This is a genomic window from Nostoc sp. DedSLP04 (assembly GCF_034530775.1).
Lineage (GTDB): Bacteria > Cyanobacteriota > Cyanobacteriia > Cyanobacteriales > Nostocaceae > Nostoc.
Map to the genome: position 1 here is coordinate 50,568 of NZ_JAVRCL010000038.1, position 26,610 is coordinate 77,177.

Here is a 26,610-nt window from a genome sequence, read left to right on the forward strand (position 1 = left end):
GAAAGAGCAATTGTTGCAAACGCTTCAATTTTGGCAACTAGTGTTCAAGGTTAAGCGAGTTACGAGTGTTGATACCAAGGAAAGGAGAGCCAAAGCATAGCTTTGGCTCTTTGGGGTGCAATGATTGTAGGAATCATAACTAATTTCCGAACTTCCGCGCGGAGTTTTATGAGTCCTATAGCTGTATTTGCTAAATTTGATAGGCGATCGCTTAAAATTTAAAAGTTGGTGATTGTTATCTGCTCAAAAGAATGCCTCACTCAAGTTTTCAGCGTGCAAATACTCTTAAAGCGGCTTTTTTGGCTTGTAATGTTGAGCCGCTTGAACCAGCAGAAATGGAACGGTATTATGTCGATCTGTCGCTGGTGCGGAAAACTTCGGCTATTGATAATGTCAGTACAATTTTGGATTTTCAAGAAGCAGGTGATTTTACAACAATTTTATTTACCGGACATCGCGGTTGTGGAAAAAGTACGGAGTTAAAAAAAATTCAGAGTCTTTGGGAAAACAATTATCGAGTTATTTATTTAGAAGCGAACGAAGAGACAGATATTAATGATACCCGGTATACAGATTTATATTTGATTGTAATTAAACAAGTTGAATTTGAATTACGAAAATTAGGTTTGACTTTTAATCAAGATTTATTAAAAAGTTTTGAGTCATGGTTTAAAGACATTACTCAAGAAAACGAGCAAAGTGTCGAGAAATCAGTCAACGTCGAGGCAGAAGCAACTCTCAGCCCTACTGCGCCATTTCTCGCTAAACTAATGGTTAAGTTGCTGGCACAAATTAAAGGCTCGGACAAGCAAAAGACAACTATTCGGCAAACTCTAGAAAAAGATTTATCTCGCCTCAAATCTGATACTAATCTGTTATTAATCGACGCTTACACAAAATTGCGACAAAAATTTCCTGAATGTAAAGGTTTATTAATTATCTTCGATAATTTGGATCGGGTTCCTCCTGTGGTAGCAGAACATTTGTTCTTTGATTATGCGGCTCAGATGCAGGAATTAAATTGTACAATCATTTATACAGTACCGATTTCAATTCTTTGTTCGCCGAAAAATCCCCTAAATCAATTTGATGGTAATCCTCATATTGTGCCGATGATTAATATCTATGAATTTGAACGGCATAAATGCGATCTAAATTACGATCAGACGGGCTTAGATGCGATGGCAAGTGTAATTGAAAAACGGGTTGATGTTGATGCAATTTTTGAGAGCCGTAATCAATTATTAGAACTAGCAAAAGCAAGTGGTGGCCATGTGCGTCAGTTAATGCAAATGATGCGCTCTGCATGTCAAACAGCGAGTACCAAAAAACACGCAAAAATTATGTACGAAGATATAGAGTATGCAGTTAAACAGCAACAATTTAGTTTTGAGCGGTTTATTCCTGAAGAACATTACGCTCATTTGGCTCAGGTTTGCTTAACTAAAAATGTCAGTAAAGATGAAATTGGACAATTAATGTTATTTAATACTTCCGTTTTGGAATATAACGGCGATAAACGATGGAATTATCCAAATCCGGTGGTGAAGCGAAATGAGTTCTTCCAACAAGCTCTCCAATCAGCACAAAAACAGTGAAATTCAATCCGAAATAGGTAAATTTATTGCCTCTAATAAAGATGAATTTGCTGAATTAGTGACATTTGTCAATTTTGCAGAAAATTTTACATTAGGTTTCATTGAAATTAACTTTACACCCGATATAGACCTATTAATTGCTGGATTGCAACAGAATCCTCAATGTGAAGAAATCCAATTTGTGGTTTTAGATTTTCCTGAGAAGAATTTGCGATTTCTGCGGGATGAATTGGTGCAGCAATTAGCCAAAATTACTAAAGAAACAAATAAAAAGCTTGTTTTATTAATTCGGAATTTAGAAAAATCAATTGGTGTTTTTGGAGATTATCCACCAGTTTTACAGGATTTAAACTTCGTCCGTGATTCCTATCGTCAAACCGTACCTCATCCGCTTTTATTTATCTTGCCAGATTATGCGATTTCGCGGTTAGCAAAATTTGCACCTGATTTTTGGGCTTGGAAATCAGGTTTATTTCGCTTTAAAACCACAGAATTGACTAGAGATAGGGCAATTGCCAATACTCTGAATACAGACATAAATATAGAACGCTTACCAACACCAGAACAACAAGAACGTATCGACTTATTACATGGTCTGTTGATGGAATATAACCCAACTGGAGAAATACCCAGCCCAGAACATCTCCGCAATTGCTGTAATATTTTAAATGAATTGGGTAAAGCATATTTAAGCCAGCACAAACCAATCCAAGCTAGAGAATATTTAGAAAAAGCTTGTGAAATTATCAAGAAATTTTTTGATTATTCCTTACAAATTGAAGTTATTAATCAGTTAGGTAAAAGCTATCGGCAGCAACGACAATTTGAATCTGCAAATAGCTATCATCAACAAGCTTTGGATCTTGCCAAAAAGCATAAAAATCGTCGTGCTGTCGCCAATTCCTTGTTTTATTTAGGTAATGTCTCTCTGGATATGCGACAGTTCCACCAGGCACAGGATTATTATCAACAAGCCCTGGAAATCGAAATCGAATTTGGCGATCGCTATTCGAGTGCTAGCACTTACCACCAGTTGGGAAGAGTTGCCCAAGAGTTGCGCCAATACGACCAGGCACAAGATTATTATCAACAAGCCTTGGAAATCAAAATCGAATTTGGCGATCGCTATTCGAGTGCTAGCACTTACCAGCAGTTGGGAAGGGTTGCCCAAGAGTTGCGCCAATACGACCAGGCACAAGATTATTATCAACAAGCCCTGGAAATCACAATCGAATTTGGCGATCGCTATTCGAGTGCTGGGACTTACCACAATTTGGGAATCGTTGCCCAACAGTTGCGGGAATACGACCAGGCACGGGATTATTATCAACAAGCCCTGGAAATATATATCGAATTTGGCGATCGCTATTCGAGTGCTAGGACTTACCAGCAGTTGGGAAGGGTTGCCCAAGAGTTGCGCCAATACAACCAGGCACAAGATTATTATCAACAAGCCCTGGAAATATTTCTCGAATTTGGCGATCGCTATTCGAGTGCTGGGACTTACCACAATTTGGGAATCGTTGCCCAACAGTTGCGGGAATACGACCAGGCACGGAATTATTATCAACAAGCCCTGGAAATCAAAATCGAATTTGGCGATCGCTATTCGAGTGCTAGCACTTACAACCAGTTGGGAAGGGTTGCCCAACAGTTGCGCCAATACGACCAGGCACAAGATTATTATCAACAAGCCCTGGAAATCAAAATCGAATTTGGCGATCGCTATTCGAGTGCTAGCACTTACCACAATTTGGGAATCGTTGCCCAACAGTTGCGCCAATACGACCAGGCACGGGATTATTATCAACAAGCCCTGGAAATATATATCGAATTTGGCGATCGCTATTCGAGTGCTAGGACTTACCAGCAGTTGGGAAGGGTTGCCCAAGAGTTGCGCCAATACAACCAGGCACAAGATTATTATCAACAAGCCCTGGAAATCAAAATCGAATTTGGCGATCGCTATTCGCAAGCTCTCACGCTTCATTGTTTAGGAACGCTAGCACAAGCAGAGGAAAACTATGCAGAGGCTAGGGCTAATTTGCAGACAGCGTTGGAGATATATGTTGAGTATCAAGATGAATATTGGTCTAAGGTAGTACGGGAGATTTTAGAGGGTTTACCGGAGTAAAAGGATCTGGGCGATGTGCGATGTCTAACGACAAGCCGCGTTGCGTCTACGCGTTTGGGTTGTGGGGAAGGGCGTTAGCGAAGCTGTCCGCAGGAATCGCGTTTGCTTGATTGGTTTGGGAGAGCGATCCTTCTCCAGTTATCCTTAAAAGTTACAATGAGTATGGTGTCAGCAAGTCCAGCTTCAACCTGTCAAGCAATCATTCCCTTTTCGACGTTATCCGCATCAGTGCGAACCTCGCGTATGCGTTCCTCGTCGAGATTTTCCGGTAGAAATCCACCCGCTTGCATTTTCCATAATCTGTAGTAAGCGCCGCCGAGTGCCAGCAGTTTGTCGTGGGAACCATCTTCGATAATTCGACCTTTGTCGAACACCAGAATTCTATCTAGATGCACGATGGTAGATAATCGATGAGCTACCACGATGACCGTTTTGCCATTCATTGCTAAGTCGAGGGTATCCTGGATCGCTTTTTCGGTGATTGAATCGAGGCTAGAGGTGGCTTCATCTAAAATCAGAATCGGCGCATCTTTGAGAATTACCCGTGCGATTACAATCCGTTGTCTTTGCCCCCCAGACAACTTAACGCCACGTTCGCCCACCAGAGAATTGTAACCATCCTTGCTTTGGACGATGAAATCGTGAGCATGAGCTTTTCGCGAAGCTTCCATCACTTCCTCATCGGTTGCATCCAAGCGTCCGTAACGAATATTTTCTAGCAAAGTGCGATGGAACAGAGACGGATCTTGGGGAATCAAACTGATCTGAGCGTGTAGTGCATCCTGAGTCATGTCTCGAATATCGACCCCATCAATGATAATCTGCCCAGATTGTGGGTCGAATAAACGCAGAATCAGATTGACAAAGGTGGATTTTCCAGAGCCGGACAAGCCCACCAGTCCGACACGCTGTCCCGCTTGGATGGTGACAGAAAGGTTGTTGAAAACTTTCTTCTCTTCTGTGTAGTTGAAATTCACCCGCCGAAACTCAATCTTACCTTGAGTGATTGAGTGGGCGATCGCTTTCTCGCGATCGACTAATTCGTGGGGTTGAACGATGGTGAAAACACCATTGGCGACATTCCCAACGTGTTCAAAAAATTCCAGAAAGCGGCGGCTCAAATTACGCGCTTCACTGATGATCAACAGTGATAAGCTGGTTGCTACAACAAAGTCAGCAGTAGCGATCTTTCCTTGACTCCAGAGAGAAAGCGAGTAATACAGGGTGCTGATTTTCAGAATGGCTGCTGAGATGAACTGAAACCAGCGAATGCGCTCCGAGTACCAGTTGGACTCTCTCACGTGTTTGAGTTCGTGCCTTAATTGCTCGTTCAAATAACGTCGTTCAAAACCGAAGCGAGCAAACAGTCGGCTACTAGTGAGATTTGTGACTGTATCTACAATGATGCCAGTTGTCTCACTTCTGGCGGCTGCGGCTTTCCGGGAGTAAAATCGGCAGCGAGTTGCCAGCCAAAACGAAATACTGATGAAGAGAACTGCCCATATTCCCACGAGTGCAGCCAGTGGAGGATAGGCGCGATACAGTATCGTCGTGGCGACGGAATACACAACAATTACTGGCATAAATTCAGTAATCATCATTTGCATCGTCTGGGTAACACCCAGAGAAGTTTCGCTAATCCGATGTGCCAATGCCCCAGAAAAACTGCTGCTTAAGTAGCGATGCGAATGGTGTTGTAAATAGGCATATAGCGATCGCACTATGTGCTGTCGATGGATGGGATGGAGAATAGTTTGCAAGAGTCCAGCCGAGCGCCCAAATACCACTTCACCGACGCTCAAGCCGATGAATAACATCAGGGGTTGCTTCATGGCATCAAAAATGGGCTTGCTGTCGCTTGTCGATCGCGTCACGCCCCGAATGATCTCGCCAATAGCATAAGGCAACATAATGCCACAAGTTGCGTGTATTACCTCCAGGATTACCATTAACACATACCACCAGCGAAACTGGTTAACAAAATAGCAAATGAACTTAAATGGAGTTGATGGCAAATCTGGTGCATCAGGGGCACGTTGAAAGGATTTGGATTGTCTAGCTTTTTTCGTCATGAAAGTCGATCTCTTAGCATCATTTTCACTTTTCTACCAGATAAAAATGGACGACTAGATAAGCCGCCCGATGGCATTAGAGACTTTTAGAAGTACTCCACTTTGAGTCATTTGTCATTTGTCATTTGTTATTCGCTGCGTCTCTAGTTTCTAACGAAGAGAATCTCCTCTTCGGTATTTGGCGGTTATGTCATCTAACTTTTGTTTTAAATTGTCGTCAAGTTTTAGTTCTAGTGCCTTGAGGTTGTCAGCAAGTTGTTCTGGACGGCTAGCGCCAATGATGGGGGCAGTGATAATCGGATTAGATAAAACCCAAGCCACTGCTAGAGTGGTGAGGGAAAATCCGGCGAGATCCGCTACGGTGCGTAAATCTTCAACAGTATTAAATTCGCGATCGCGCCAGTAGCGTTCTTGATAACGTTCTGCGGCAGCACCTAACGTAAAACGCGTACCTGACGTGGGGCCTTGAGTAAAATTGTGTTTACCTGTAAGTAGACCACCCGCCAATGGATTATAAGAAATTACACCTAGTCCTTCTTCTTTGGCTAGGGGCAATAGTTCTCGCTCAATTTCGCGGAACAATAGATTGTAGCGGGGCTGAATTGAGATGAACTTGGTTAAATTGCGCGTCTCAGCACGACCCAAGGCGCGCGCGAGTCGGTAGGCTAAGAAGTTAGAAACCCCGATGTAGCGCACCTTGCCAGCACGAATCACTGCATCCAGCGCTTCCAGAGTTTCATCAAGGGGGGTTGAAGCATCATCGGAGTGCAACTGATACAGGTCGATATAATCAGTTCCCAAGCGTCGCAGGGAAGCATCGATCGCATCCAAAATATGTTTACGCGAAGCCCCTTGATCCCAAGGTGCAGGGCCAACTCGACCAACGCACTTGGTAGCTAAAATAAAATGTTCGCGTTTGCCTTTGAGCCAGCGCCCAACGATTTCTTCAGTGCGTCCCGCAGTCGCAAGTCCGCCGCCGAGGGGATAAACGTCGGCTGTATCCAAAAAGTTGATTCCACCATCGGCGGCGGTGTCAAGGATTTGCCTGGAAGTTTCTTCGTCGGTCTGCAAACCAAAGGTCATAGTGCCGAGACAAAGACGCGAAACGGTCAATCCAGTTTTACCGAGATTAGTGGTTGGTAAAGTCATAAAGATGTTGTTAATTGAGAAAGTGTGGAAATTTTAAATAGAATGCGACGTGCGTTCCGCTTCGCTAACGCAAAACTAAAACCCTGACACATCGACTAAGCCATGATTTTTAAGGTGTGAACCAATTTAACCAACCTTCCCAGTTTTGGACGATCGCAGCAAATTCTGCATAACCATCAGCTTTTGGGTGAGCGCCGTCATTGGCTTTTGCTTCCGCTAACCAGATCGGCGACTTCACCAAACTAGAAAACACATCAAGATACGGAACATCTAGTTGATCGCAAACCAACGCGAATTCCTTTGACAGATTTGCAAGAATTTGATTTCTTTTTTCTTGATCGACATCACCACAGGGTGGCGGACTAACCATCAAAATCGGATAGAGTTGCTTTGCTTGGCTTAAGATACTGCGAGCATTTGCGATCGACTCTGGAAGTTCGATTCCTTGCTGTTTACCCGCCCATCCTGAATCGTTTGCCCCAAAGGAAAACACTACTCGACCATCAAATTCTTTTGGGAAACGATACGAGACTTCCGAGTACCAACGTTGTTTGAGATACCGACTTGTCTCTGCCCGCACCCCCAAGTTGTAATGGGTGATAGCGTATCCTCTTGACTCAGCATTGCGGCACACTCTACCTGTCCAACCCAGAAACTCTGGATCGCCTGTGCCATTGACAAAGGATTCACCAATAAAACAAATTCTGATTTCTTTGCGAGAATCTGACATAAGTCAACTAAATTTTGCCGAAAAAGTTCGGCTTTGACTTGAGAAGAAGCATTATGTTCATGATTCTAGAAGATATTAATATATTGTTATGTTAGGCAGGCAGGACGCTGCCTACCTCAGAGAATATTGCAAGTTAGTTTTTGAACATTTCACCTCAAGCAACTACAGAAATTTCACGCCGATTCTGAGAAATTAGCCATTGCTGTAACTTCGGATCGCCGTATACCTCATCTGCAATAAAATGATCGCCTTCCGGTAGCACTGTCAAATCGACTTTCCCCCCGACTTTGCGTAAGCGCTCAACAAAATGCTCTGTATCCTCAATCGGCAGATTTTTATCCTGTCCACCTTGAAATATCTGAACGGGAATGTTTTTGAGTGCAACTAGTTCGCTTTCTGCTAATGTTTTTGGTACGCGTCCAGACACAGGTACCAAACCTGCGAAGCGATCGGGATGTAAAGCAGCGATATGCCAGATACCTGCCGAGCCTAAGCTGAACCCGGCTAATATCACCCGCGCTGGATCGACAGGCTGAGAAACAATCAGTTCATCAAGCAAAGTAAGCACATCATCTGCTCGATCTGCCCAAGTCTGTTCAGCCAGAATTTGGGGTGCAGCGAAGACATAAGGCAATGAGTCGGATAAATCCACGAAACGAGGTAAACCCCATTTCAGTAGTACATTCAAATCCGTCCCGCGATCGCGTCCTCCATGCAGAAAAAGTACTAAGGGTGCAGGTTGCTTGGCATTGTTAGAAACAGGTGAGAACAGATAAGGCAAGGAACCATTGTTAGTGTCATGAGAGCGTTGTTCAACAGGCATTGTTATGACTCCTAATTTAATTGGGAATTGGGAATTGGGCATGGGGCATGGGGCATTGGTAAAAGACAAGGAAGAGGGGGGAGATAAGGAAGAAACTTGTTTAATAATTCTCCCTTGTCCCCCTTGTCCTCCTCATCTCCTTCATTTCCCCCCACTCCCCGATCTCACCTTTTACGCCACTACTAAACTCTTGTCCACTTGTTGAAATTCGCTGTTACCTACTTTGGATTCGATCGCTGTACCCTTGAAGAAATCGGGGTTAGCTTGGGTGTAAAACTTGTAGGGATTAGCGAATACATAGGATTTGAAGTCGGCTTCGGTCAGGACGCCTTCTTGTACGAGATCCCAGCTTTCAGCCAAGGGAGAAGTTAAGTCTGGTACATCCCAGTGACCAACATCGGAGGAATAGATGGCGTTGATTTTGACTCCCAAGGGATTGGCTTTGTCATTAAATGCCGTAGCGATCGTGCGATCGTCGGACTCGGAACCAAAGAAGAAACTATTCACCCAGCGATCGCGGATGTCTTCAATTGTTTCAATACCTGCGGCTGCAAAATCGTCCAATTCGCTACCAATTGGCGCACGGCTATGACGGCTGAATGAAGCTCCTAGTACAGTCTTGGTCAATTCATCCTTATCGAGGGAATACCCTTGAGTAACTTCTGCACCGTAGCGCTCAAATATTTCAAACAACTCATCAGAATTCGTCAACGCTGGATTGTAGTTTTCCAGTGCCTTGATATTGCGCTTGGAGAAACGATCTACCAAATGAATGTAGACACGCGCACCCCAATCTGCCCCACCTTCCAGCATCGCTACGCGCAACTGGGGAAAACGCTTGGTAACACCGCCGAAGAACAGCGCCTTCGCAAATGCTTCCGAACCATCGGCGAAGTGACCGATATGGTTGTTCATGTAATTACTGATGGAGGAGCGGCCAGTCCAACCCTGACTGCCGTAATGGGTGGTGACAGGTACGCCAAGTTCCACGACCTTTGCCCAGAAAGGATCGTAGTCGTATTCACTATCTAGTCCGTAAAAGTCGATATAAGAAGCATACTTGGCGATTTCGGGGAATTTATCGGCTGGATATTTATCAGCGATCGCTTTGATTGGCCGTTTCACACCGCCAGTGATATTAATCACTTTTAAGCCCAGTGTTTTCACAGCGAACTCTAGCTCCTCAATGCCTTCTTGGGGAGTAGTTAATGGGATACCAGCTACCGGTGTCAAGCGATCGCTATATTTCCGGTAAATATCAGCATGATAGTGATTAACCGCGCGTTGCAATGCTTGACGATTCTCTGCACTCGCTCCAGCCGGTGCCAAAACATTGTTGGGAAACAGCACCGAATAGTCCGATCCTTGCTCCGCCTGACGCTCATAGAGCAATCCAGGAAGGGTGTAAGTAGCGAGATCCAATGTATTTTTGGTAACTCTAGCCCACCAAGGCGATCGGATTGTCCGGTTGTATTGACGTTCTTCGGGAGTTTGTTGATACCAATCTTTACCGTTGCTCTTGGAGTTGAGGCGCGAGGCTTCCGTCTTGCGTAACTCATCTACAAGTTTCACACCGCCGTACTTAGCGATGTAATCCTCAAAAGCTGGCGTGAAATCATTGGTGTGAACATCGGTGTCGATTACTGGATAATCAAGGGTTGCTCTGATTGCAGCAGAGCGTGAGGTCTTTAATCGGCTATATTCAGTCATGTTTTTTCCTTGCCTACAGTACAAAAATTACAAGTTTTTTCAGCATCCAATGCTGCTATTGACAAATACATTTCCTGTAGAGACGGCGATTTATCGCGTCTCTCCACAATCGCGTCTCTCCACAATTGTCTGTAGGTGGCGATCTACAGAAAGTGCAATTTAAAAGGTATGGCATAAGCATCCGTGAAAAATTCATTTACACTACAGCACTATAAACACAGTGCAGATATGAAAAATCATTTACGCCAACACCAATCTTTCATCTAGTTGTTTAGCAGCAAAACGATTAGCCGGACGACGCAATCCCAGGTTTTCGCGCAAAGTACTGCCTTCGTATTCAGTACGGAACAGTCCGCGTTTCTGGAGAACGGGAACGACTAAGTTAACGAATTCATCCAATCCTGTGGGAAGGATTGGCGGCATGATATTAAAGCCATCGGCTGCACCGTTGTTGAACCATTCTTCTAGTTGGTCGGCAATGGTTTCGGGAGTACCGAGTATGGTGCGATGACCTCGTGCGGTAGCAAGAGAGAGATACAACTGGCGCAGCGTGAGAGTCCCACGAGTAGCCAAATCTCTAACTAGTTTGAGACGACTTTTGTTAGTGTTGGTGTCGCTGGGTAGTTCGGGAGCCACATCATCTAAAGAATATTTCGACAAATCCACGCCCTTGTAATAGTTCTTTAAAATCCCCCAAGCGACATCGGGATGGATTAACGATTGCAAGAATTCGTATTTTTCTTGAGCTTCTGATTCAGTACGGCCAATGATTGGGAAAGCACCAGGCATAATTTTGAGATCGTCTGGCGATCGCCCATATTGTGCTAGCCTACCTTTGACATCAGCATAAAACTCTTGGGCATCGGCTAGGGTTTGATTGGCGGTGAAAATCACCTCAGCAGTGCGTGCAGCTAAGTCCCGTCCCGATTCGGAGGCTCCAGCCTGAACAATCACTGGATAACCTTGGGGCGGACGACCAACATTTAAAGGGCCTTTTACAGAGAAATATTTGCCGTTGTGGTTCAATGTATGCAGTTTATCAGGATCGAAATAGACACCAGACTCTTTGTCACGGATGAAAGCATCGTCTTCCCAACTATCCCATAGACCTTTCACCACTTCCACAAACTCTTCAGCTCGTTCATAACGCTGGCTGTGTTCTGGGTGATGCTCAAGCCCGAAATTACGTGCAGCATTTTCATTGCCTGTTGTGACTACATTCCACCCGGCCCGGCCTTTACTCAAGTAGTCTAGGGAAGCAAACTTACGTGCCAAGGTGTAGGGTTCTTCATAAGTGGTCGAAGCGGTGGAAATGAAGCCGATTTTTTGAGTTACAGACGACAAGGCCGAGAAGAGGGTAACAGGCTCAAAATGGGCAATTTTACCATTGCGATGCTGAGTTTCTGGAGCGCCGCCCCAGACTCCTGGACTATCTGCCAAGAAAACTGCATCGAATAAGCCGCGTTCGGCGGTTTGGGTAATTTCTTTGTAATGCTCAAAATTCAGTCCCGCATCTGCTTGTGAATCGGGGTGTCGCCAAGCAGAGACATGGTGTCCGGTGGCTTGAATGAATGCACCTAAACGAATTTTGCGTGTTGTACTCATATATTTTTCTTTGCTTATAGTGCGTTAGCGGAGCGTCTCGTGGAGAAAGCTTAGGCTCGGTATGGCTGATTTGCGCTACGCCAGTTATGATTACTACTGCTACAAAAGGTAGGCATTCACCTCTTGCTAGACACTCAATGTCGTCATGCAAAGCTTTTCTAGTAACTTGCCGTTCAGTTACCTACTAATTGCTCAAAAATCAAATAACCGAACTGTAAGTCAGGTTAATACCACAGCAAAATTAGGAATTCTGCTGCTTGGCGCTCTAATCACCATAAATTTATCTAGTAATTTTACTTACCAGATAGAGCCTACACAATAAATACAAAAAAAGATGTGCTGGAAATCACAATAACACGAAAAACTAATAATTAGTTTTTCAAACATTAAGTATTGCAAACTAATTATTTACTGACTATATAGTTATTTAACGTGAGTCTCCAACGGAGGCGCATCTGCGGGAAGGGCGAAAGAAACAAGTCAAATCCTCTTTCCTTCTGCCTCCTGCCTCCTGCCTTATTTCTTAGGAGTTCGACGAGTGCTATTTTGACCTCTCCCCCAGCCCCTCTCCTAGTGGTTTAGCAAACCACACTTTAAGTTGTCACCAATAGCCGGAGGCTGGGAACGAGGTAAGACATTGCCATGAAAATTAGCTGCTAGTGGAAGCGATCGCCCTTTCTTTTACAACTTCAGCTTTTTTGTCATCAATGGGAAGTTGCACAAAATAGACTGAACAAGGAGCATGGTGAAGAAGGTAATTACTGACACTGCCGTTTGTTAGTCCAATCTTTTCTCAACAAAGAGTAACTTTTAATTGATTACTCCTGAAAGTGGGTGCAGTATTGTTAAATGAAAACTATGTCTGGTTTCAGTTTTAAGATACCGTTCTTGCAAAGGTTGCCACTGCTGCCACGACTGGTAACGATTTTCAGTTAATAAATTAGCAAGGGTGGGCAACTCAGTGTGAATTTCTGACTTATATACATCTCCAAGCCAGTCAGTTAAAACGGCACTATCTTGCATCGTACCCAAAATTTCTTGGATATTTTTCACTTCTGTAATATAAGCTTCGTAAGATTCGCCATATAAGTCAGTAAATAACTCCATTTGATAGCGTATACGTTTAGCTTCTTTTCGCAAACTATGAAGATTTTCACCTTCTGTTGTCAATTGTTTTTCTATTTTTTTTGGTTTCCATTTTTTCTGGATTTTCACTTCTGATTCTACAACTTCAGTACCAACTAGCCAACCTGGATGCAATAAGAAGTTACTCACTTCTGGTAAAAGTAAGTCTGGTAGTACTTGCTGAATGGCAATAGATGCCAAAGGTTGATAAGTTGGTTTTTCTAACCACTTATCCAATGCATCTTTTAAAGACTTGTAAGATTCATCGTTTAATGTTTTCTGCACGCTCGATTCTACATCTTCACGTTGTTTCGCCAAAGCTGTAAAAGCTGTTTGCAGAGATTCCTGTTCCTTGCGGGGTAAGTTTGGTTTATAATTATTTTCCAAACTTTCTTTAAGTACGTCTAAATCTCGCAGATTACCAAGACGACGAGCTATTTTACCAATATTTTTATCGCTGACTGGTTTCGACAGATCCACTGCTAGCCCAAACCGAGTTACCGCTGTCCGTAGGCGGCGCATTCCCACTCGCATTTGGTGCAGCGCTTCTGGATCTTCATCTTTCTTCACTGACTTTTCCCACTTCAAAGTTTTCTTAAAGTGTTTTTCAATCGCTTGGTAGGCGTAGTCACCAAGAGTTTTTACTGTAGGTTGTGTATCTAATTTCATAATTTATCTGAATTATTACCTGACGAAGTTATTGCATAATAACAAGATTATTTGATAAATTGCATATACTTTTGAGATTTTTTTAGGTATGAGAATTCTTAGCTATGCTTATAACTATTGATAGTTGCATTCTATTTTAGAAATATGCAATATCTATCAAAGGGTTACAATCATTTCATCACCTTCAGTTGATATAAGCTATAGTTTTGAGAATCAGATTTTTTGCGCATCCAAATTATATATTATAATAGCATGGCTAATATGTTTGTAAATATCAATATAATTTAAAATGTCAAACTTACATCTGTTAAATCAAGTTTTATTGACTTTTGTAGATTCTTTTAAAGAGCATAGAGAAGATTTATCAGCACTGCTACTAACACATCAGAAGTATTTATGGTTAGGGTCAGATGAAACTTCAACTATTGAGCGTCTTTCTTTGATTGATACTGATAAATTTACAGAACATCTACAATTTCGTGTAGCAGAATTTATCGATTTACCTGCACCAGAAGAGGAAGAAATTGATATAGAAGGACTGGCTTACGCGGATAATTACTTATGGTTTGTTGGTTCTCACAGCTACAAACGTAAAAAATCCAAACCCGAAAATACAGATGCCAAAAACTTTAAAAGGTTAGCAAAAATTGAATCAGAACCTAACCGTTACATTTTAGGTCGAATTCCTCTGATAGACGGTAAGCTATTCTCATCTTGCCCACATCCCGAAAAGCCAGATGTGCAATTGACTGCCAGTAAATTAGAGGTGACGAATCAGGGTAATTTGCTGATGACAGCTTTGGCAGATGATGCCCATTTAGGCTTGTTTATTAAGGCAGGAATTCCCGGAAAGGATAATGGCTTTGATATTGAAGGAATAGGCATTTATCAAAACCGCGTCTTTCTGGGTTTGCGCGGGCCTGTATTGCGAGGTTGGGCTGTGGTGCTGGAAATAGAGTTAGAAGATTCTACACCTGGATTGATGAAACTAAAGCAAATTGGAGAATTGCAGGAGTTATATAAAAAGCATTTTATCTGGTTGAATGGTTTGGGAATTCGAGATTTGTATGTAGATGATAAAGATTTGTTGATTTTAGCTGGGCCAACGATGGATTTAGATGGCCCCGTGCAAGTTTATCGCTGGGTAAATGGTGTGAATATGCGAGAAAATGTCTTCAGCAATCCCGATTTTGTGCAAGATATTCCTTATGGGAATCGGGAAGAACACGCTGAAGGAATGACGCTGTTTCAGGATGTAACTGGCATACCTTCGCTATTGGTAGTTTATGATTCTCCAGCAAAAAGTAGGCTGGTGGGTGATGATAGTGTAATGGCGGATGTGTTTAAGTTGGGCTAACTTTAATCTTGATTTTGGGATTTTAGATTGTTAAATGTTAGTAGAAATTGCTTGTACGGGACAGGTGGGGATACACTGTTCGCAGACGATACAGCGCGATCGCGTGAATGTCAACTTGTATGTCTCTGGCTGGAGGGTGAGGGCTTCGGTAGGACAAACCCCAGTACACAAGCCACAGTGGACACACACATCCTCGTTGATCGCAATTTCGCCTAACGTCGAAGAAACATTAACATTACGCGATCGCATCCACTCGATCGCCGCATCTAATTGATCGATGTCTCCCGATAATTCCACTACCAATTTGCCAATTTGATTGGGGGCAACTTGAGCGCGGATAATATTAGCAGCGACGTTGAACTCTTTAGCCAGTACGTAAGTGACTGGCATTTGCACGGCGCGTTTCGGGAAGGTGAGTGTTACTCGTTTTTTCACAGGTTTAGCAGAGGGTTTTTTCTGTTGTAACGTATTGAGAGTTTTATCGAAACAATCAAGTCTAAAACCTCGCCTTTTAAGGCAAAAGTTTGGCAAGCGGGGTATAAATCCCCGTTACAAAAACGGCCTCCTACCTCCTGCCTTCGTTAACAGTCCTTTCCTACAGTAAGTTGCACGAACGAGCAAGGCATCTGCTCCTGGGCAGGTAGCTAGAAAATCTAATTAAAATTAATCAATATTGATATTTGTTAATATTGGGAACCGCAAATATAGACCTTTTGGAAGATGCTTTAAAAATCAGTATTGATACTATATTAAACTTGCCATTTAAATTTATTACTTGTTATCTGTTATATCCATTTTAACTTGGAAAGCTTTTAACATGAAAATTTTAGTTGTCGAAGATGACGAGTTAAGTGCATATTCACTCACCTGCGTTTTAACTAACCAAAACTACGCGGTTGAAGTTGCCACTGATGGTGATACTGCTTGGAATTTTATTCAAACTTATGATTATGATTTAATCCTTCTAGATGTAATGTTGCCCAAACTGGATGGTATTAGTCTTTGTCGTCAAATTCGGTCTAGTGGTCTGCAAATGCCAATATTATTATTGACAGGGTGCGATAGTAGTCATGAGAAAGCGATCGGACTAGATGCAGGCGCAGATGACTACGTAGTTAAACCCTTTGACGCAGAAGAGTTAATTGCTCGTGTTCGGGCACTGTTGCGTCGCAGAGGTGTAACCTCACAACCTGTACTGGAGTATGGTGGATTGCAGCTAGACCCTAGTAGCTGTGAAGTGATGTATGCTGGAAAGCTGCTGGCACTTACTCCCAAAGAGTATGCTCTTTTAGAACTATTCTTGCGAAATACTCGTCGGGTGTTTAGCTGCGGCATGATTTTAGAACATCTGTGGTGTTATGAAGACACTCCACAAGAAGAAGCTGTTCGCACCCATATCAAAGGGTTACGACACAAACTCAAAGCTGTAGGAGCGCCCAGTGATTTGGTTGAAACAGTTTACGGTATTGGCTATCGGCTGAAATCACTGGCAGAGGGGCAGGGGGGCAGAGGGGCAGAGGGGCAGGGGGGCAGAGGGGCAGAGGAGCAGGGGGGCAGAGGGGCAGGGGGGCAGAGGAGCAGAGGAGCAGAGGGGCAGAGGAGCAGAGGGGAATTAGATTGTGAAAAATCCTTGGTTCCTAATCTCAAATCACAACAGCAAACATTAATGGCAGTTGCGGAAATTTGGCAACGATTTCAAAAGCGGGTAGACGAGCAGGTGAGGGTGCTGGAGGAAGCGATCGCAACTTTAAACCAAAATAGTTTAAATCCCGATTTGCGATCGCTTGCAGCCAAAGAGGCGCATAGCTTGGCGGGATCTTTAGGTACTTTTGGCTTGCCTCTTGGCTCTAAATTAGCACGCAATATCGAACTGTTACTGAGTTCTGGTCAACCCCTGAGTCAATCTGAAATTAGCAACCTCGAAAGTTGGGTAAAGTTATTGCGTCGGGAAATTGACGGAAACGAAGTAGCAGCAATATCTGCATCACCAACGCCACAGGTTTTAGAAACAGTCACACAACCACTGGAAAATGACCTTCATGCAGAAACTAAAATATTGGTTGTGGATGACGATCCGCAAATTCAGGCATTTTTACAAACCTTACTTAGTCCTTGGGGACTAAAAGCGATCGCTCTTGAAGATCCGCGTCAGTTCTGGGAAATCTTAGAAATAATTACGCCAGATATGCTGATTCTGGATGTGGAATTACCTTATACAAATGGTATAAAACTTTGCCAATTAGTACGCAACGATTCGCGCTGGTGTGAGTTACCGATTCTATTCCTGACTGTGCATAGCGATGCCGAAATGGTAAATCAAGTGTTTAGCGTTGGTGCTGATGACTTTGTAAGTAAGCCCATTGTTGGGCCAGAACTAGTAACCCGGATCGTCAATCGCTTAGAACGGATGAAATTGCGGCAGCGCGTCGTGCAGGGAGGCAGGGAGGCAGGGGGGCAGGGGGGCAAGGGGGCAGGGGAAGCAGGGGGAGCAGGGGGAGCAGGGGAAGATAGAGTAGTGAATTCTTCTTTGCCTCGCTCATCTCTCAATTTACAAGCCATCAACGAACTGGAATTGCGAGTAGCAGAGCGCACTGCTGAGTTAATTCGGGTGAATCAACAGTTGCAGTCACAACTTGATGAACGTCAACGGACACAGGGAGAATTACGGTTCTCTCAAGCTCGATTTGCACGAATTTTAGATATTGCTGATGATGCAATTATTTCCATTAACGGGTTCCAAAGCATCACTTTGTTTAATCAAGGAGCAGAGAAGATTTTCGGCTACTCGGCCCAAGAAGTGATTGGACAAGGACTTGATTTACTCTTACCGCAGCGTTTTTTTCAAGCGCATCGTCAACATGTGGTTGACTTTGGTCAATCTCCCAATGTTGCCCGTCGGATGGGAGAACGGCGTGAAATCTACGGACGCCGCAAGGATGGTACTGAATTTCCAGCCGAGGCTTCTATCTCCAAAATAGAGATGGCTGAGGAAATATTTTATACGGTTATTTTACGAGATATCACAGAGCGCAAACTAATTGAACGCATGAAAGATGAATTTGTCTCTGTTGTTAGTCATGAACTCCGCACACCTTTAACTTCGATTCACGGCTCTCTAGGAATGCTAGCCAGTGGTTTGCTAGCAACAAACTCAGAGCAGGGAAAACGCCTATTGCAAATTGCCACTGATAGCAGCGAACGCCTAGTACGTTTAATTAACGACATCCTAGACATTGAGCGCATCGAGTCGGGTAAGGCGAAGATGGAACCAGAAATCTGCAATATTGTTGACTTGATCGTTCAAGCAGTAAATGTCATGCAGCCTTTGGCTGACAAAGCAGGAGTGAAAGTATCCGTTTCTGCCGAATCTGGCCAAGTATTGGCAGATTGCGATCGCATTGTCCAAACATTGACCAATCTATTGAGTAACGCCATTAAATTCTCGTCTGCTGGATCTACAGTTTGGTTGGGGGCGCAACCACAAGAGAATGAAGTTTTGTTGACAGTCAAAGATATCGGACGCGGTATCCCAACAGACAAACTTGAGAGTATCTTTGAGCGCTTTCAACAAGTTGACTCTTCAGATTCACGTAACCATGACGGAACTGGTTTAGGTTTGGCAATTTGCAAGAGCATTATGCAACAACACAGCGGACGCATCTGGGCTGAAAGTGTATTAGGTGAAGGTAGCACTTTTTACGTCACTCTGCCATTATTTCGGGCTTTCCAAAATCCTGATTTAGAAGACTCTTCCAACATTCTCTTAGTTCATAGTAGTTACGAGCCAACTACAAATAGCCAACAAAGTCCAGATGCAGAATTTTTGAGCAACGGGCGTGTGACTACTAAGGAATTTGAACAACGGGTGATGAAATTACTTCAGAGCATTACCCCGAAGCAACAAGAGGATAGCAGCGATGACAACAAAGCAAATTCTAGTGGTTGATAACGAACAGTATATTCAAGAAGTTGCCAAGATTTGCTTAGAAACAGTCGCAGGCTGGAAAGTAGTGACTGCGAGTTCTGGTCAAGAAGGCATAATTAAAGCTGAGACTTACCAACCAGATGCAATTTTACTAGATGTGATGATGCCAGAGATGGATGGCATCACTACCTTTGAAAAGTTACAAGCCAATCCATTAACCAAAGCGATTCCAGTAATTTTGTTAACTGCTAAAATCCAGGCTTCCGATCGCCGTCGCTATAATCAGATGGGAATGATTACCGCGATCGCAAAACCATTCAATCCTCTAGAATTAGCTGCTGAAGTAGCCGTAGCCTTGGGCTGGAGCCTAGAAAAGTAGAACAAAATCTATAGTAAATTAATTTATAAAAAATAGACGTAGGCAAAAGTCAATACAGTTAATATCGGGCCAAAACACTTGTAGAGACGGCGATTTATCGCGTCTCCAAAACCCAAAATTTTTGCCATTAGCCCTTAACCCAAGCGTATTGAGGGAAAAGTGATTTAAAAATTTTTTAGGTGTTAAAGAACACAATGAATAAAAATATATTCAATTGTTGTTGAAATATATAATATAAACAAACAACTTAAATAAATTGTAACTAAGTTACAAAATTAGCTATTTACTACAATTTGAGTCAACCAAGAACCTTTTTTTATGAATAGTAATAACTTATGTTTATATATGCAATAAAATTAGTTCAATTTTTATTATAAAAATTAATATATATTATCTGAACTACTTGATGCTGTAAAATAAGCAGTGGATTTTGTCGATTAACAAATTAAATCTTAATTTGGTTATTTTTGGTAATGAAGACCAAAAAAATCAGACATAATCAGTATTTTCATTTCACCAAATTAATCTTACGGATGGGTCTAATTGACGAACCACTCATTTTGGTATTATTGCTTTTTCTTCTTCGGCATCACTCTTGCCCGATACTTTCTGATTGCCGGCGGAGCATACTTGCTCTTTTATTTAGTTTTAGGAGCGTCTCTTACCAACAAGAGTTTGCGTTTGAAACCGTTGATGAATTGTGCCATTAAAAAGGATATTGAATTATCAGTAATCTCCACAGTAGTTTTTGCTATTTCTGGAGCATTTATGATCTCAGAGTATAATTTGGGAGCAACCCTGCTATACGCTGACATCTGGAAATACGGACTGTGGTATTTAATAGTTAGCTTTATTGCAGTACTAATTCTTCAAGATACCTACTTTTATTTTATCCATCGGATGTTTCACCATCCTCGAATTTTTAGATGGATGCATTTTGGACACCACCGTTCAGGAGAGCCAACACCCTGGAGTTCTTCTGCCTTCGACTTACCAGAAGCAATTGTACAAGCACTTTTTTTTGTAGGTGTAAGCTTCATAGTTCCCCTGCATTTCGTCACTTTAGTTGCCGCACTTATAACTATGACAGTATGGGCAGTGTTTACTCATCTCGGATTTGAGCTATTTCCTTCCTCATCTAAAAGTGACTGGATTGGAAAGTGGCTTATTGGTTCTATGCATCATTCCATACATCATCGTAAGTATAAAGTACACTACGGTTTGTATTTTACGTTTTGGGATAAACTGCTTGGTACTGAAGATCCTAATTATGAAAACGAAATCCACATAAGAGAGTTTTAACTATAGCAGTCCTAAATCATTTTTTTCTGTTGGCTGTTATTAGTCATTTGTCCTTTGTAATCACAAATGACAAAGGACAAAGGACAAATGACTACTGACTATTTAATTTTTGTCGAATTCTCAAGCTTGTTTGGATTCACCCAACGATTGACAAATTCGTTGTTAGGTTTGTACACCTTGATTTGCACTTGCTTGGAACTTAACTTGACTATTTCGGCAGGAATTCTTTGGACATCGCTAGAATCAGTGCGGGGCTTGTAAAGCCAAATGACTTTTTGCCCAACTTGAAAGTTGTTAAGATGATTAGTGAAAGAAGGCGTACTGTCTGCCCAAGATGGGAAAGCAATTACTAAGTTGATTAAAAGTACTAAGACCACTAAAGTGATTTGAAAAAGCTTCATAATCATTGCACTTGTCTTAGGCTTGATGGGGCAATCAATCTGCTGCTCTAGCATTTAGTTATTATCCTTGTTTAGATTCTCAGAGTTGAAAGATCGGTATACTAAAATTTCTTTGGGCAATTTAGTAAAAGTTAAAATATCTACTGATTTCAGGATAAAACGACTTAGAGAATAAAATCAAATAGTCTTATTTGTTAAAACGATAACTTATATTTATATATAGGAATCCGGTTTGATTCCTATAAGAGTTATATATAGAAGATTGTGTTGTAAAAATACGTTTGAGAACAAATGGAATAGCTGGAGTAACAAGTTTATTTTACGAAAGCGATCGCTGTTTGCCGTCAACCCAAAATAAATCTTTTGGCTGAGATATTGAAGCGATCGCCGTTTGCTGAAATTTAAGCCGCCCAAAAAATCGGGGTAGGTGACAAACCCGCCCCAACATCTGATATACTCCGTCCAACGGCTGTAGCTACAGGCTTTAAACTGTTAACTAAATGCACCATATCTTCTAAAGAAAGTGCTTGACGGGCATCAGAAACAGATTTTTCTGGTTCTGGGTGACATTCAATAATTAATCCATCTGCACCGCAAGCGATCGCAGCCCTAGCTACAGGTGCGACCAACTCCCGTTTGCCGACGGCATGGGAAGGATCTACAATTACAGGCAAGTGAGTTATTTGCTTGAGTGCTGCCACTGCTCCTAAATCTAGGACGTTACGGGTGTAATCGTCGAAACTGCGGATACCTCTTTCGCACAACACCACATCAGGATTCCCGTGACTAAGGATATATTCAGCAGCCATGACGAATTCTTCAATAGTCGCTGCTAAACCACGTTTGAGTAGTATTGGTTTACCAGCTTGTCCCAAAGCTTTGAGCAAATCAAAGTTTTGCATATTGCGGCTACCAACTTGCAGCATATCAGCGTGGGCGGCGACTACTTCAATTTGGGAAATTGACATCACCTCCGTGACAACTGGCATATTGTAATGCGATCGCACCTTGGCTAAAATCTCTAATCCTGACTCTCCCATACCTTGGAAAGCGTAGGGAGATGTGCGAGGTTTGTAGACACCGCCACGCAACCCCTGTACTGATGCATTAGATAGCTTTTGAGCGACTATCTCCATTTGTTCTAAGCTTTCAACAGTGCAGGGCCCGCCGATAATTACCAGTTCTTTACCGCCGAAAGCGACTTCTTTCGAGATTTTAACGATTGTCTGGTGGTTGAGATGGGCTTGTGCAGCAAGTTTGGCATTAATCATGATTACATTCTCCTGAAAAGTTAAGTATTGGGAATTGGGGATTGGGGATTGGGGATTGGGGATTGGGGATTGGGGATTGGGGATTGGGAATTGGTTATTAATTCTTCTCCCTCATTCCCTCATCTCTCCCTTGTCTCCGTTGTCCGTCTATTCCCCATGCCCCATTCCCATTCCCAAATAATAAAAAAGCCCGAAACCTTTAAAAGTTCCGGGCGCGTTCTGATTCATTGGCATGACGCTATTTACCCGGAATTTATTCTGGGCCAAAAGTAAAAGCCATAAAACCAACTAATGAAATAAGTCATGACAATGAAATTCTCCTTAAAAAAACAAAAACCGCAGAGTTTGCTCTGCGGTTCACCGGGCGGTTTCCATTAGGAAACTTAATTCACCCCCGGTGAACCACCCTAAACCAAAAATAAAAATAGGAATTTGTGTTAAGCATTTGCGGGCTTTTTACTAGAAAACTTAAGAAATATACCTATCTAATGTAAACTTAGCAGCAAGAGTGGGCTTTGTCAAGACCTGCACAAACTATAAAAAAACGATAGACTCAGTACAACTCTGGGGATTAAGACTATAACGCTTTGCACAATTCAAAATCACACTCTGTTCTGATTGTACTAGTTGCTTATTTGCGTAGACGAAAAAAGCGGTGAGGGGGTCGCAGTCTTGGCGGTTCCGTCGATTGCGAACCTCCGAACCCGTTGGCGCAGCCTCTCGTAGAGAAGGGCTTGTCATTAAAGATCGCAATAGTTACAGCAGTTTGCAACTAAATAAGGTACATAACCAAGGATTCACAAATCAAATTATTCTTCTGCCTCCTGCCTTCTGCCTCAAAACCAGTGGCTTTATACCTTATGCAAAAGAAAACTGCTGTATATAACCTCAGAAGAAAAATTCAGGATTGAGAAGTTAAAATATATAATTCTCCTGACTTCATCTTACGAAAGCTTATTGCAGGAAATTGACAACCGCCATACCGCCATACATTATTACCCAAGTTCTCATTGACCAGATCAATTTTTTAGGATCATCTGTCTCATTATGCCCAGTTCCAAAATCTTAACCCAATCTTTCGACTATTATGGAGCTTACCCCTGCCCAGTCTGTCGAATAGGTAAGATTTCTCACATGCCATTGATGGAAGCTATGGCTTGTGACTTTTGCCAAGAGATTTTTACAGTCAACTTAGAGCAACAGCAAATCAAGATGCCTTCTAGGCAACCACCTTTAACTTGGCGTTGGAATGGGTTTAATTGGACAGAAGGCCAGTTGGAAGGTATGGAATTAGGTTGGGGTTATGGATTAGCAGCAGCAGTTTTTATAATTCTTCCCACTACTCTAATTGGCATAGTAGCTTACTATTTTCCTGCTAATCTGAAAGAACCCATTACCTGGATGCCATATATTTGGACAATATTAACTTTCTTATCACATTTATCAATTATTGTTTGGATTTATATTGAAGTTTATCAGATTCCAATTGCAGCATATTTTCGAGCGATCGCTCGATGGAGAAATGGAGAGATGGGGAGATGAGAAATCAATTAAAAATTAAAAATTAAAAATTAAAAAACTTCTGCCCCCTGCCCACTGCCCAATGCCCCATGCCCAATGCCCCATGCCCCATGCCCCATAATCCATAACAAATGATGCAGCGTATAAATGACTCCATCACTCATAATTAAGTTGATTGTCCACCAAAATATCGTATGAGCGATCTGGAGCGGTACTATAGAGTTTTGGAATTAGAGCCTGGAGCAACACTTGAAGAAGTGAACCAGGCTTACAAAGATTTAGTTTTTGTTTGGCATCCCGATCGCATTCCCAAAGACAATCTCCGTTTACAGCAGAAAGCACAAGACAAGCTGAAAGCTATAAATGAAGCTCGTGAAAAGTTGCGCTCTCTAAAAACCAAACCTCAAACCACACATCAAACTACATATCAAACCACACATTACTCACCGTCACCTCAACAGGAAAAACCATCTCAACCAACCCAGAAACCACCAAAACAAAACTCAGATTTAAGCGGCAAAGACTACAGTCGGGCAAATTTGAGCAATAAAGACTTATCTGGCAGAAATCTGAGTTATGCCAATTTGAGCGGTGCTAATCTCAGCGATACTTTTATGCACAAAGTCAACCTCAGAGGTGCAAATTTATCTGAAGCAAATTTATTTCGGGCAAATCTACTTTTAGCCGATCTCAGGGAAGCGAATTTACGCGCCGCTAATTTGATTGGAGCGGATCTCAGTGGAGCCGACTTGCGAGGAGCCGACTTGACGGGAGCGCGGATTCGCTCTGGCGAGCGGCTTCTGGTTAAATTAGTTGGGACTAACTTAGCAGGGGCAATTATGCCTGATGGTTCAATTTATCAATAACTAAGGTGGCGCCATAACACCAAAATCCTCATGTAGAGACGCGATTTATCGCGTCTAAAAAAACCAATTATCCACACTAATAACCCTTAACTGAAACGTATTGGTGCATAAATGACTCCTATGCAATGCAATTGAAAACTGCTATATGCCTGTTTGCTTGCCTAAAACACTACAATGAGTACGCGATCTACCCAAATGAGAAAGCAATATGTCTTTTTGCTTGCTGAATCTACCGAAATGAGAAAGCAATCAAGCATTTTGAGAAAGCAATATGCCTTTTTGCTTGCTGAATCTACCGAAATGAGAAAGCAATCAAGCATTTTGAGAAAGCAATATGTCTTTTTGCTTGCTGAATTTACCGAAATGAGAAAGCAATCAAGCATTTTGAGAAAGCAATGTGCCTTTTTGCTTGCTGAATTTACCGAAATGAGAAAGCAATCAAGCATTTTGATAAAAAATCTATGATTTTTTTTCACAAGTCGGTAATTTGACTTAGCTTTATTAATCCCTACAACCTGCGTGTAAAATTGAATATGATACATCAAGGCTTTTAGGCATTGTGAACTTTTTTATCGGTTGTGCTGTTTGGGCATATAAAGGTTGGGTAGGCGAACTCTATCCCCAAGGTACTCGCACTGCTGATTTTCTCCATGTCTATAGTCGTCGCTTCACCACTGTAGAAGGTAACACGACCTTTTATGCCGTGCCTAACCAAGAGACTGTAACTCGTTGGGCTGCCGAAACACCAACAGATTTTGAATTTTGTCTAAAATTACCGCGAGATATTACCCATCAAGGATTGCTGAAACCTTATATACCAGCTGCTTTAAAATTTCTGGAGGCGATGCGCCCTTTAGGTAAGCATCTTGGCCCAATGTTTGCCCAGTTACCACCTGGCTATGCACCTGCATTACTTGATGATTTGTCCAACTTTCTGAAAGCTTGGCCGCGTACAGAAGCACCCCTAGCAGTGGAAGTTCGGCATCCCGACTGGTTCAAGGAACCCCATGCTAGTAATTTGACGGCGCTTTTAGAAAATTTAGGTGTCGGACGAGTACTGTTAGACTCGCGCCCCATTTACACTGGAGATGATGACCCCCAATTGCAATCGGAACGGCGCAAACCGAAATTACCGTTGCAATTGAGTGTGACAGCACCTTTTACTCTGATTCGGTTTATTTCTCATCCGAATTTATCAGTGAATCAGCCATTTATGGAAGAGTGGGTGAGGCAGATTCAGCAATGGTTACAGATGGGAGTGCAAATTTATTTCTTTGTCCATTGTCCAATAGAAGCGCGATCGCCCAATACAGCCCGTCACTTCCAACAGCTATTGGAACAGAATGGCACACCAGTTCCACCCCTACCTTGGAATAATCTTGAGCATCCCCCCAATCAACTCAGTTTATGGTAATCCTATTTAGTAGATAATTGGGGTTGTAATACTTTTCTGTTAAAGAAAAAACTTTCAGAGCAGTTCTACCAAAGGAGGTTGAGATGAGTCGTCTTCTTTATGAAAATTCAGTTTCATATAAAGGATATCTCATAATTCCATTTGTTTTTGGCAAAGCGGATAATTACGAGATTTATTCGTATAAATTGTTATCTGAAATTGGACACAAAAGCCAATTTCATAAAGCAGAAAATCCAGCAGGAATCTATGGAAGTGGCGTTAGTAACATTATTGATATTGCTAAAGAGCATATCGATCAAAATTCCGAGTTTGTTCATCGGGGAGATAGTTTTAAGTCTCGCTACATTTATCGGAACAATTTGATTATCATCTTCCAAGAAGGAGACAAATATTTTTATGACCATTATCCACCAGAGTTATTAAATAATATTGCAGCTCCAAAGTTATTCAAATCTGAATATGAATGTCTGAATTGGATTAAGCAAGGGTTTGATGGGCGACATCTATGGCAAAGAGCTATTTGAAGAAGGTAGGAGTATTTGCATTTGTGTATTACAGC

At 42.3% G+C, this 26,610-nt stretch carries 21 protein-coding genes; 11 read left to right on the forward strand and 10 right to left on the reverse strand.

What is annotated here, in order from left to right; genetic code table 11:
• Window positions 1-251 precede the first annotated feature (251 nt).
• Entirely contained in the window at window positions 252-1,598 is a 1,347-nt protein-coding gene (locus tag RMX89_RS21385; protein ID WP_322690347.1) for a P-loop NTPase fold protein, read from the forward strand.
• Window positions 1,555-3,732, forward strand: coding sequence for a tetratricopeptide repeat protein (locus tag RMX89_RS21390; RefSeq protein WP_322690348.1), 2,178 nt, complete (start codon window positions 1,555-1,557; stop codon window positions 3,730-3,732). The genes RMX89_RS21385 and RMX89_RS21390 overlap by 44 nt, the downstream gene beginning before the upstream one ends.
• A gap of 191 nt (window positions 3,733-3,923) precedes the next feature.
• Here RMX89_RS21390 and RMX89_RS21395 read toward each other — a convergent pair whose 3' ends face one another.
• From RMX89_RS21395 to RMX89_RS21425, 7 genes are all read right to left on the reverse strand, one after another.
• Window positions 3,924-5,804, reverse strand: a complete 1,881-nt coding sequence (locus RMX89_RS21395) for an ABC transporter ATP-binding protein (protein ID WP_322690349.1) — start codon at window positions 5,802-5,804, stop codon at window positions 3,924-3,926.
• 150 nt (window positions 5,805-5,954) lie between these two features.
• Window positions 5,955-6,953 carry an aldo/keto reductase gene (locus RMX89_RS21400; protein ID WP_322690350.1) on the reverse strand — a complete coding sequence of 333 codons (999 nt, stop codon included), beginning with the start codon at window positions 6,951-6,953 and terminating at the stop codon, window positions 5,955-5,957.
• A 109-nt stretch (window positions 6,954-7,062) separates the two neighbouring features.
• The gene (locus RMX89_RS21405) at window positions 7,063-7,683 is read right to left on the reverse strand and encodes a GDSL-type esterase/lipase family protein (protein WP_322690351.1); all 621 of its coding nucleotides are present in this window, start codon (window positions 7,681-7,683) and stop codon (window positions 7,063-7,065) included.
• 154 nt (window positions 7,684-7,837) lie between these two features.
• Window positions 7,838-8,548, reverse strand: coding sequence for a dienelactone hydrolase family protein (locus RMX89_RS21410; RefSeq protein ID WP_322690352.1), 711 nt, complete (start codon window positions 8,546-8,548; stop codon window positions 7,838-7,840).
• 129 nt (window positions 8,549-8,677) lie between these two features.
• Entirely contained in the window at window positions 8,678-10,216 is a 1,539-nt protein-coding gene (locus RMX89_RS21415; RefSeq protein ID WP_322690353.1) for an amidohydrolase family protein, read from the reverse strand.
• A 240-nt stretch (window positions 10,217-10,456) separates the two neighbouring features.
• Window positions 10,457-11,821, reverse strand: coding sequence for an LLM class flavin-dependent oxidoreductase (locus tag RMX89_RS21420; protein WP_322690354.1), 1,365 nt, complete (start codon window positions 11,819-11,821; stop codon window positions 10,457-10,459).
• Between the two features lie 810 nt (window positions 11,822-12,631).
• Complete coding sequence (locus RMX89_RS21425) at window positions 12,632-13,615, reverse strand: CHAD domain-containing protein (RefSeq protein WP_322690355.1); 984 nt, start codon at window positions 13,613-13,615, stop codon at window positions 12,632-12,634.
• A 289-nt stretch (window positions 13,616-13,904) separates the two neighbouring features.
• Here RMX89_RS21425 and RMX89_RS21430 point away from each other — a divergent pair, with 289 nt between their 5' ends.
• Window positions 13,905-14,972: a DUF3616 domain-containing protein gene (locus RMX89_RS21430; protein ID WP_322690356.1), complete on the forward strand. Its 1,068-nt coding sequence runs from the start codon at window positions 13,905-13,907 to the stop codon at window positions 14,970-14,972.
• 30 nt (window positions 14,973-15,002) lie between these two features.
• On the opposite strand, the gene RMX89_RS21435 is transcribed toward RMX89_RS21430, so the two are convergent.
• Window positions 15,003-15,407, reverse strand: a complete 405-nt coding sequence (locus RMX89_RS21435) for an NIL domain-containing protein (RefSeq protein ID WP_322690357.1) — start codon at window positions 15,405-15,407, stop codon at window positions 15,003-15,005.
• 382 nt (window positions 15,408-15,789) lie between these two features.
• On the opposite strand from RMX89_RS21435, the gene RMX89_RS21440 reads away from it, so the two are divergent.
• The 3 genes from RMX89_RS21440 to RMX89_RS21450 all read left to right on the forward strand — a co-directional run bounded on the left by RMX89_RS21440 (window position 15,790) and on the right by RMX89_RS21450 (window position 20,578).
• Window positions 15,790-18,918, forward strand: coding sequence for a response regulator (locus RMX89_RS21440; protein WP_322690358.1), 3,129 nt, complete (start codon window positions 15,790-15,792; stop codon window positions 18,916-18,918).
• Entirely contained in the window at window positions 18,890-19,276 is a 387-nt protein-coding gene (locus tag RMX89_RS21445; protein ID WP_322674459.1) for a response regulator, read from the forward strand. Before RMX89_RS21440 ends, RMX89_RS21445 begins: the two co-directional genes overlap by 29 nt.
• Before the next feature lie 543 nt (window positions 19,277-19,819).
• Window positions 19,820-20,578, forward strand: coding sequence for a sterol desaturase family protein (locus tag RMX89_RS21450; protein WP_322690359.1), 759 nt, complete (start codon window positions 19,820-19,822; stop codon window positions 20,576-20,578).
• Between the two features lie 98 nt (window positions 20,579-20,676).
• Here RMX89_RS21450 and RMX89_RS21455 read toward each other — a convergent pair whose 3' ends face one another.
• Together RMX89_RS21455 and aroF are read right to left on the reverse strand one after the other, a co-directional pair.
• Window positions 20,677-21,033, reverse strand: a complete 357-nt coding sequence (locus tag RMX89_RS21455) for a hypothetical protein (RefSeq protein WP_322690360.1) — start codon at window positions 21,031-21,033, stop codon at window positions 20,677-20,679.
• Between the two features lie 347 nt (window positions 21,034-21,380).
• Entirely contained in the window at window positions 21,381-22,250 is an 870-nt protein-coding gene (aroF, locus tag RMX89_RS21460; protein WP_322690361.1) for a 3-deoxy-7-phosphoheptulonate synthase, read from the reverse strand.
• A 1,047-nt stretch (window positions 22,251-23,297) separates the two neighbouring features.
• Between aroF and RMX89_RS21465 the strand changes: the two genes are divergently transcribed.
• The 5 genes from RMX89_RS21465 (at window position 23,298) to RMX89_RS21485 (ending at window position 26,575) form a co-directional block, all read left to right on the forward strand.
• Window positions 23,298-23,792, forward strand: a complete 495-nt coding sequence (locus RMX89_RS21465; protein ID WP_322674463.1) for a hypothetical protein — start codon at window positions 23,298-23,300, stop codon at window positions 23,790-23,792.
• A gap of 173 nt (window positions 23,793-23,965) precedes the next feature.
• Window positions 23,966-24,637 (forward strand): pentapeptide repeat-containing protein, encoded by a 672-nt coding sequence (locus RMX89_RS21470; protein ID WP_322674464.1) that lies wholly within the window; start codon window positions 23,966-23,968, stop codon window positions 24,635-24,637.
• A 174-nt stretch (window positions 24,638-24,811) separates the two neighbouring features.
• Complete coding sequence (locus tag RMX89_RS21475; protein ID WP_322690362.1) at window positions 24,812-25,102, forward strand: hypothetical protein; 291 nt, start codon at window positions 24,812-24,814, stop codon at window positions 25,100-25,102.
• A 94-nt stretch (window positions 25,103-25,196) separates the two neighbouring features.
• The gene (locus tag RMX89_RS21480; RefSeq protein ID WP_322690363.1) at window positions 25,197-26,051 is read left to right on the forward strand and encodes a DUF72 domain-containing protein; all 855 of its coding nucleotides are present in this window, start codon (window positions 25,197-25,199) and stop codon (window positions 26,049-26,051) included.
• Window positions 26,052-26,134: 83 nt separating this feature from the next.
• Window positions 26,135-26,575 (forward strand): hypothetical protein, encoded by a 441-nt coding sequence (locus RMX89_RS21485; RefSeq protein ID WP_322690364.1) that lies wholly within the window; start codon window positions 26,135-26,137, stop codon window positions 26,573-26,575.
• The last annotated feature ends 35 nt before the right edge of the window (window positions 26,576-26,610 follow it).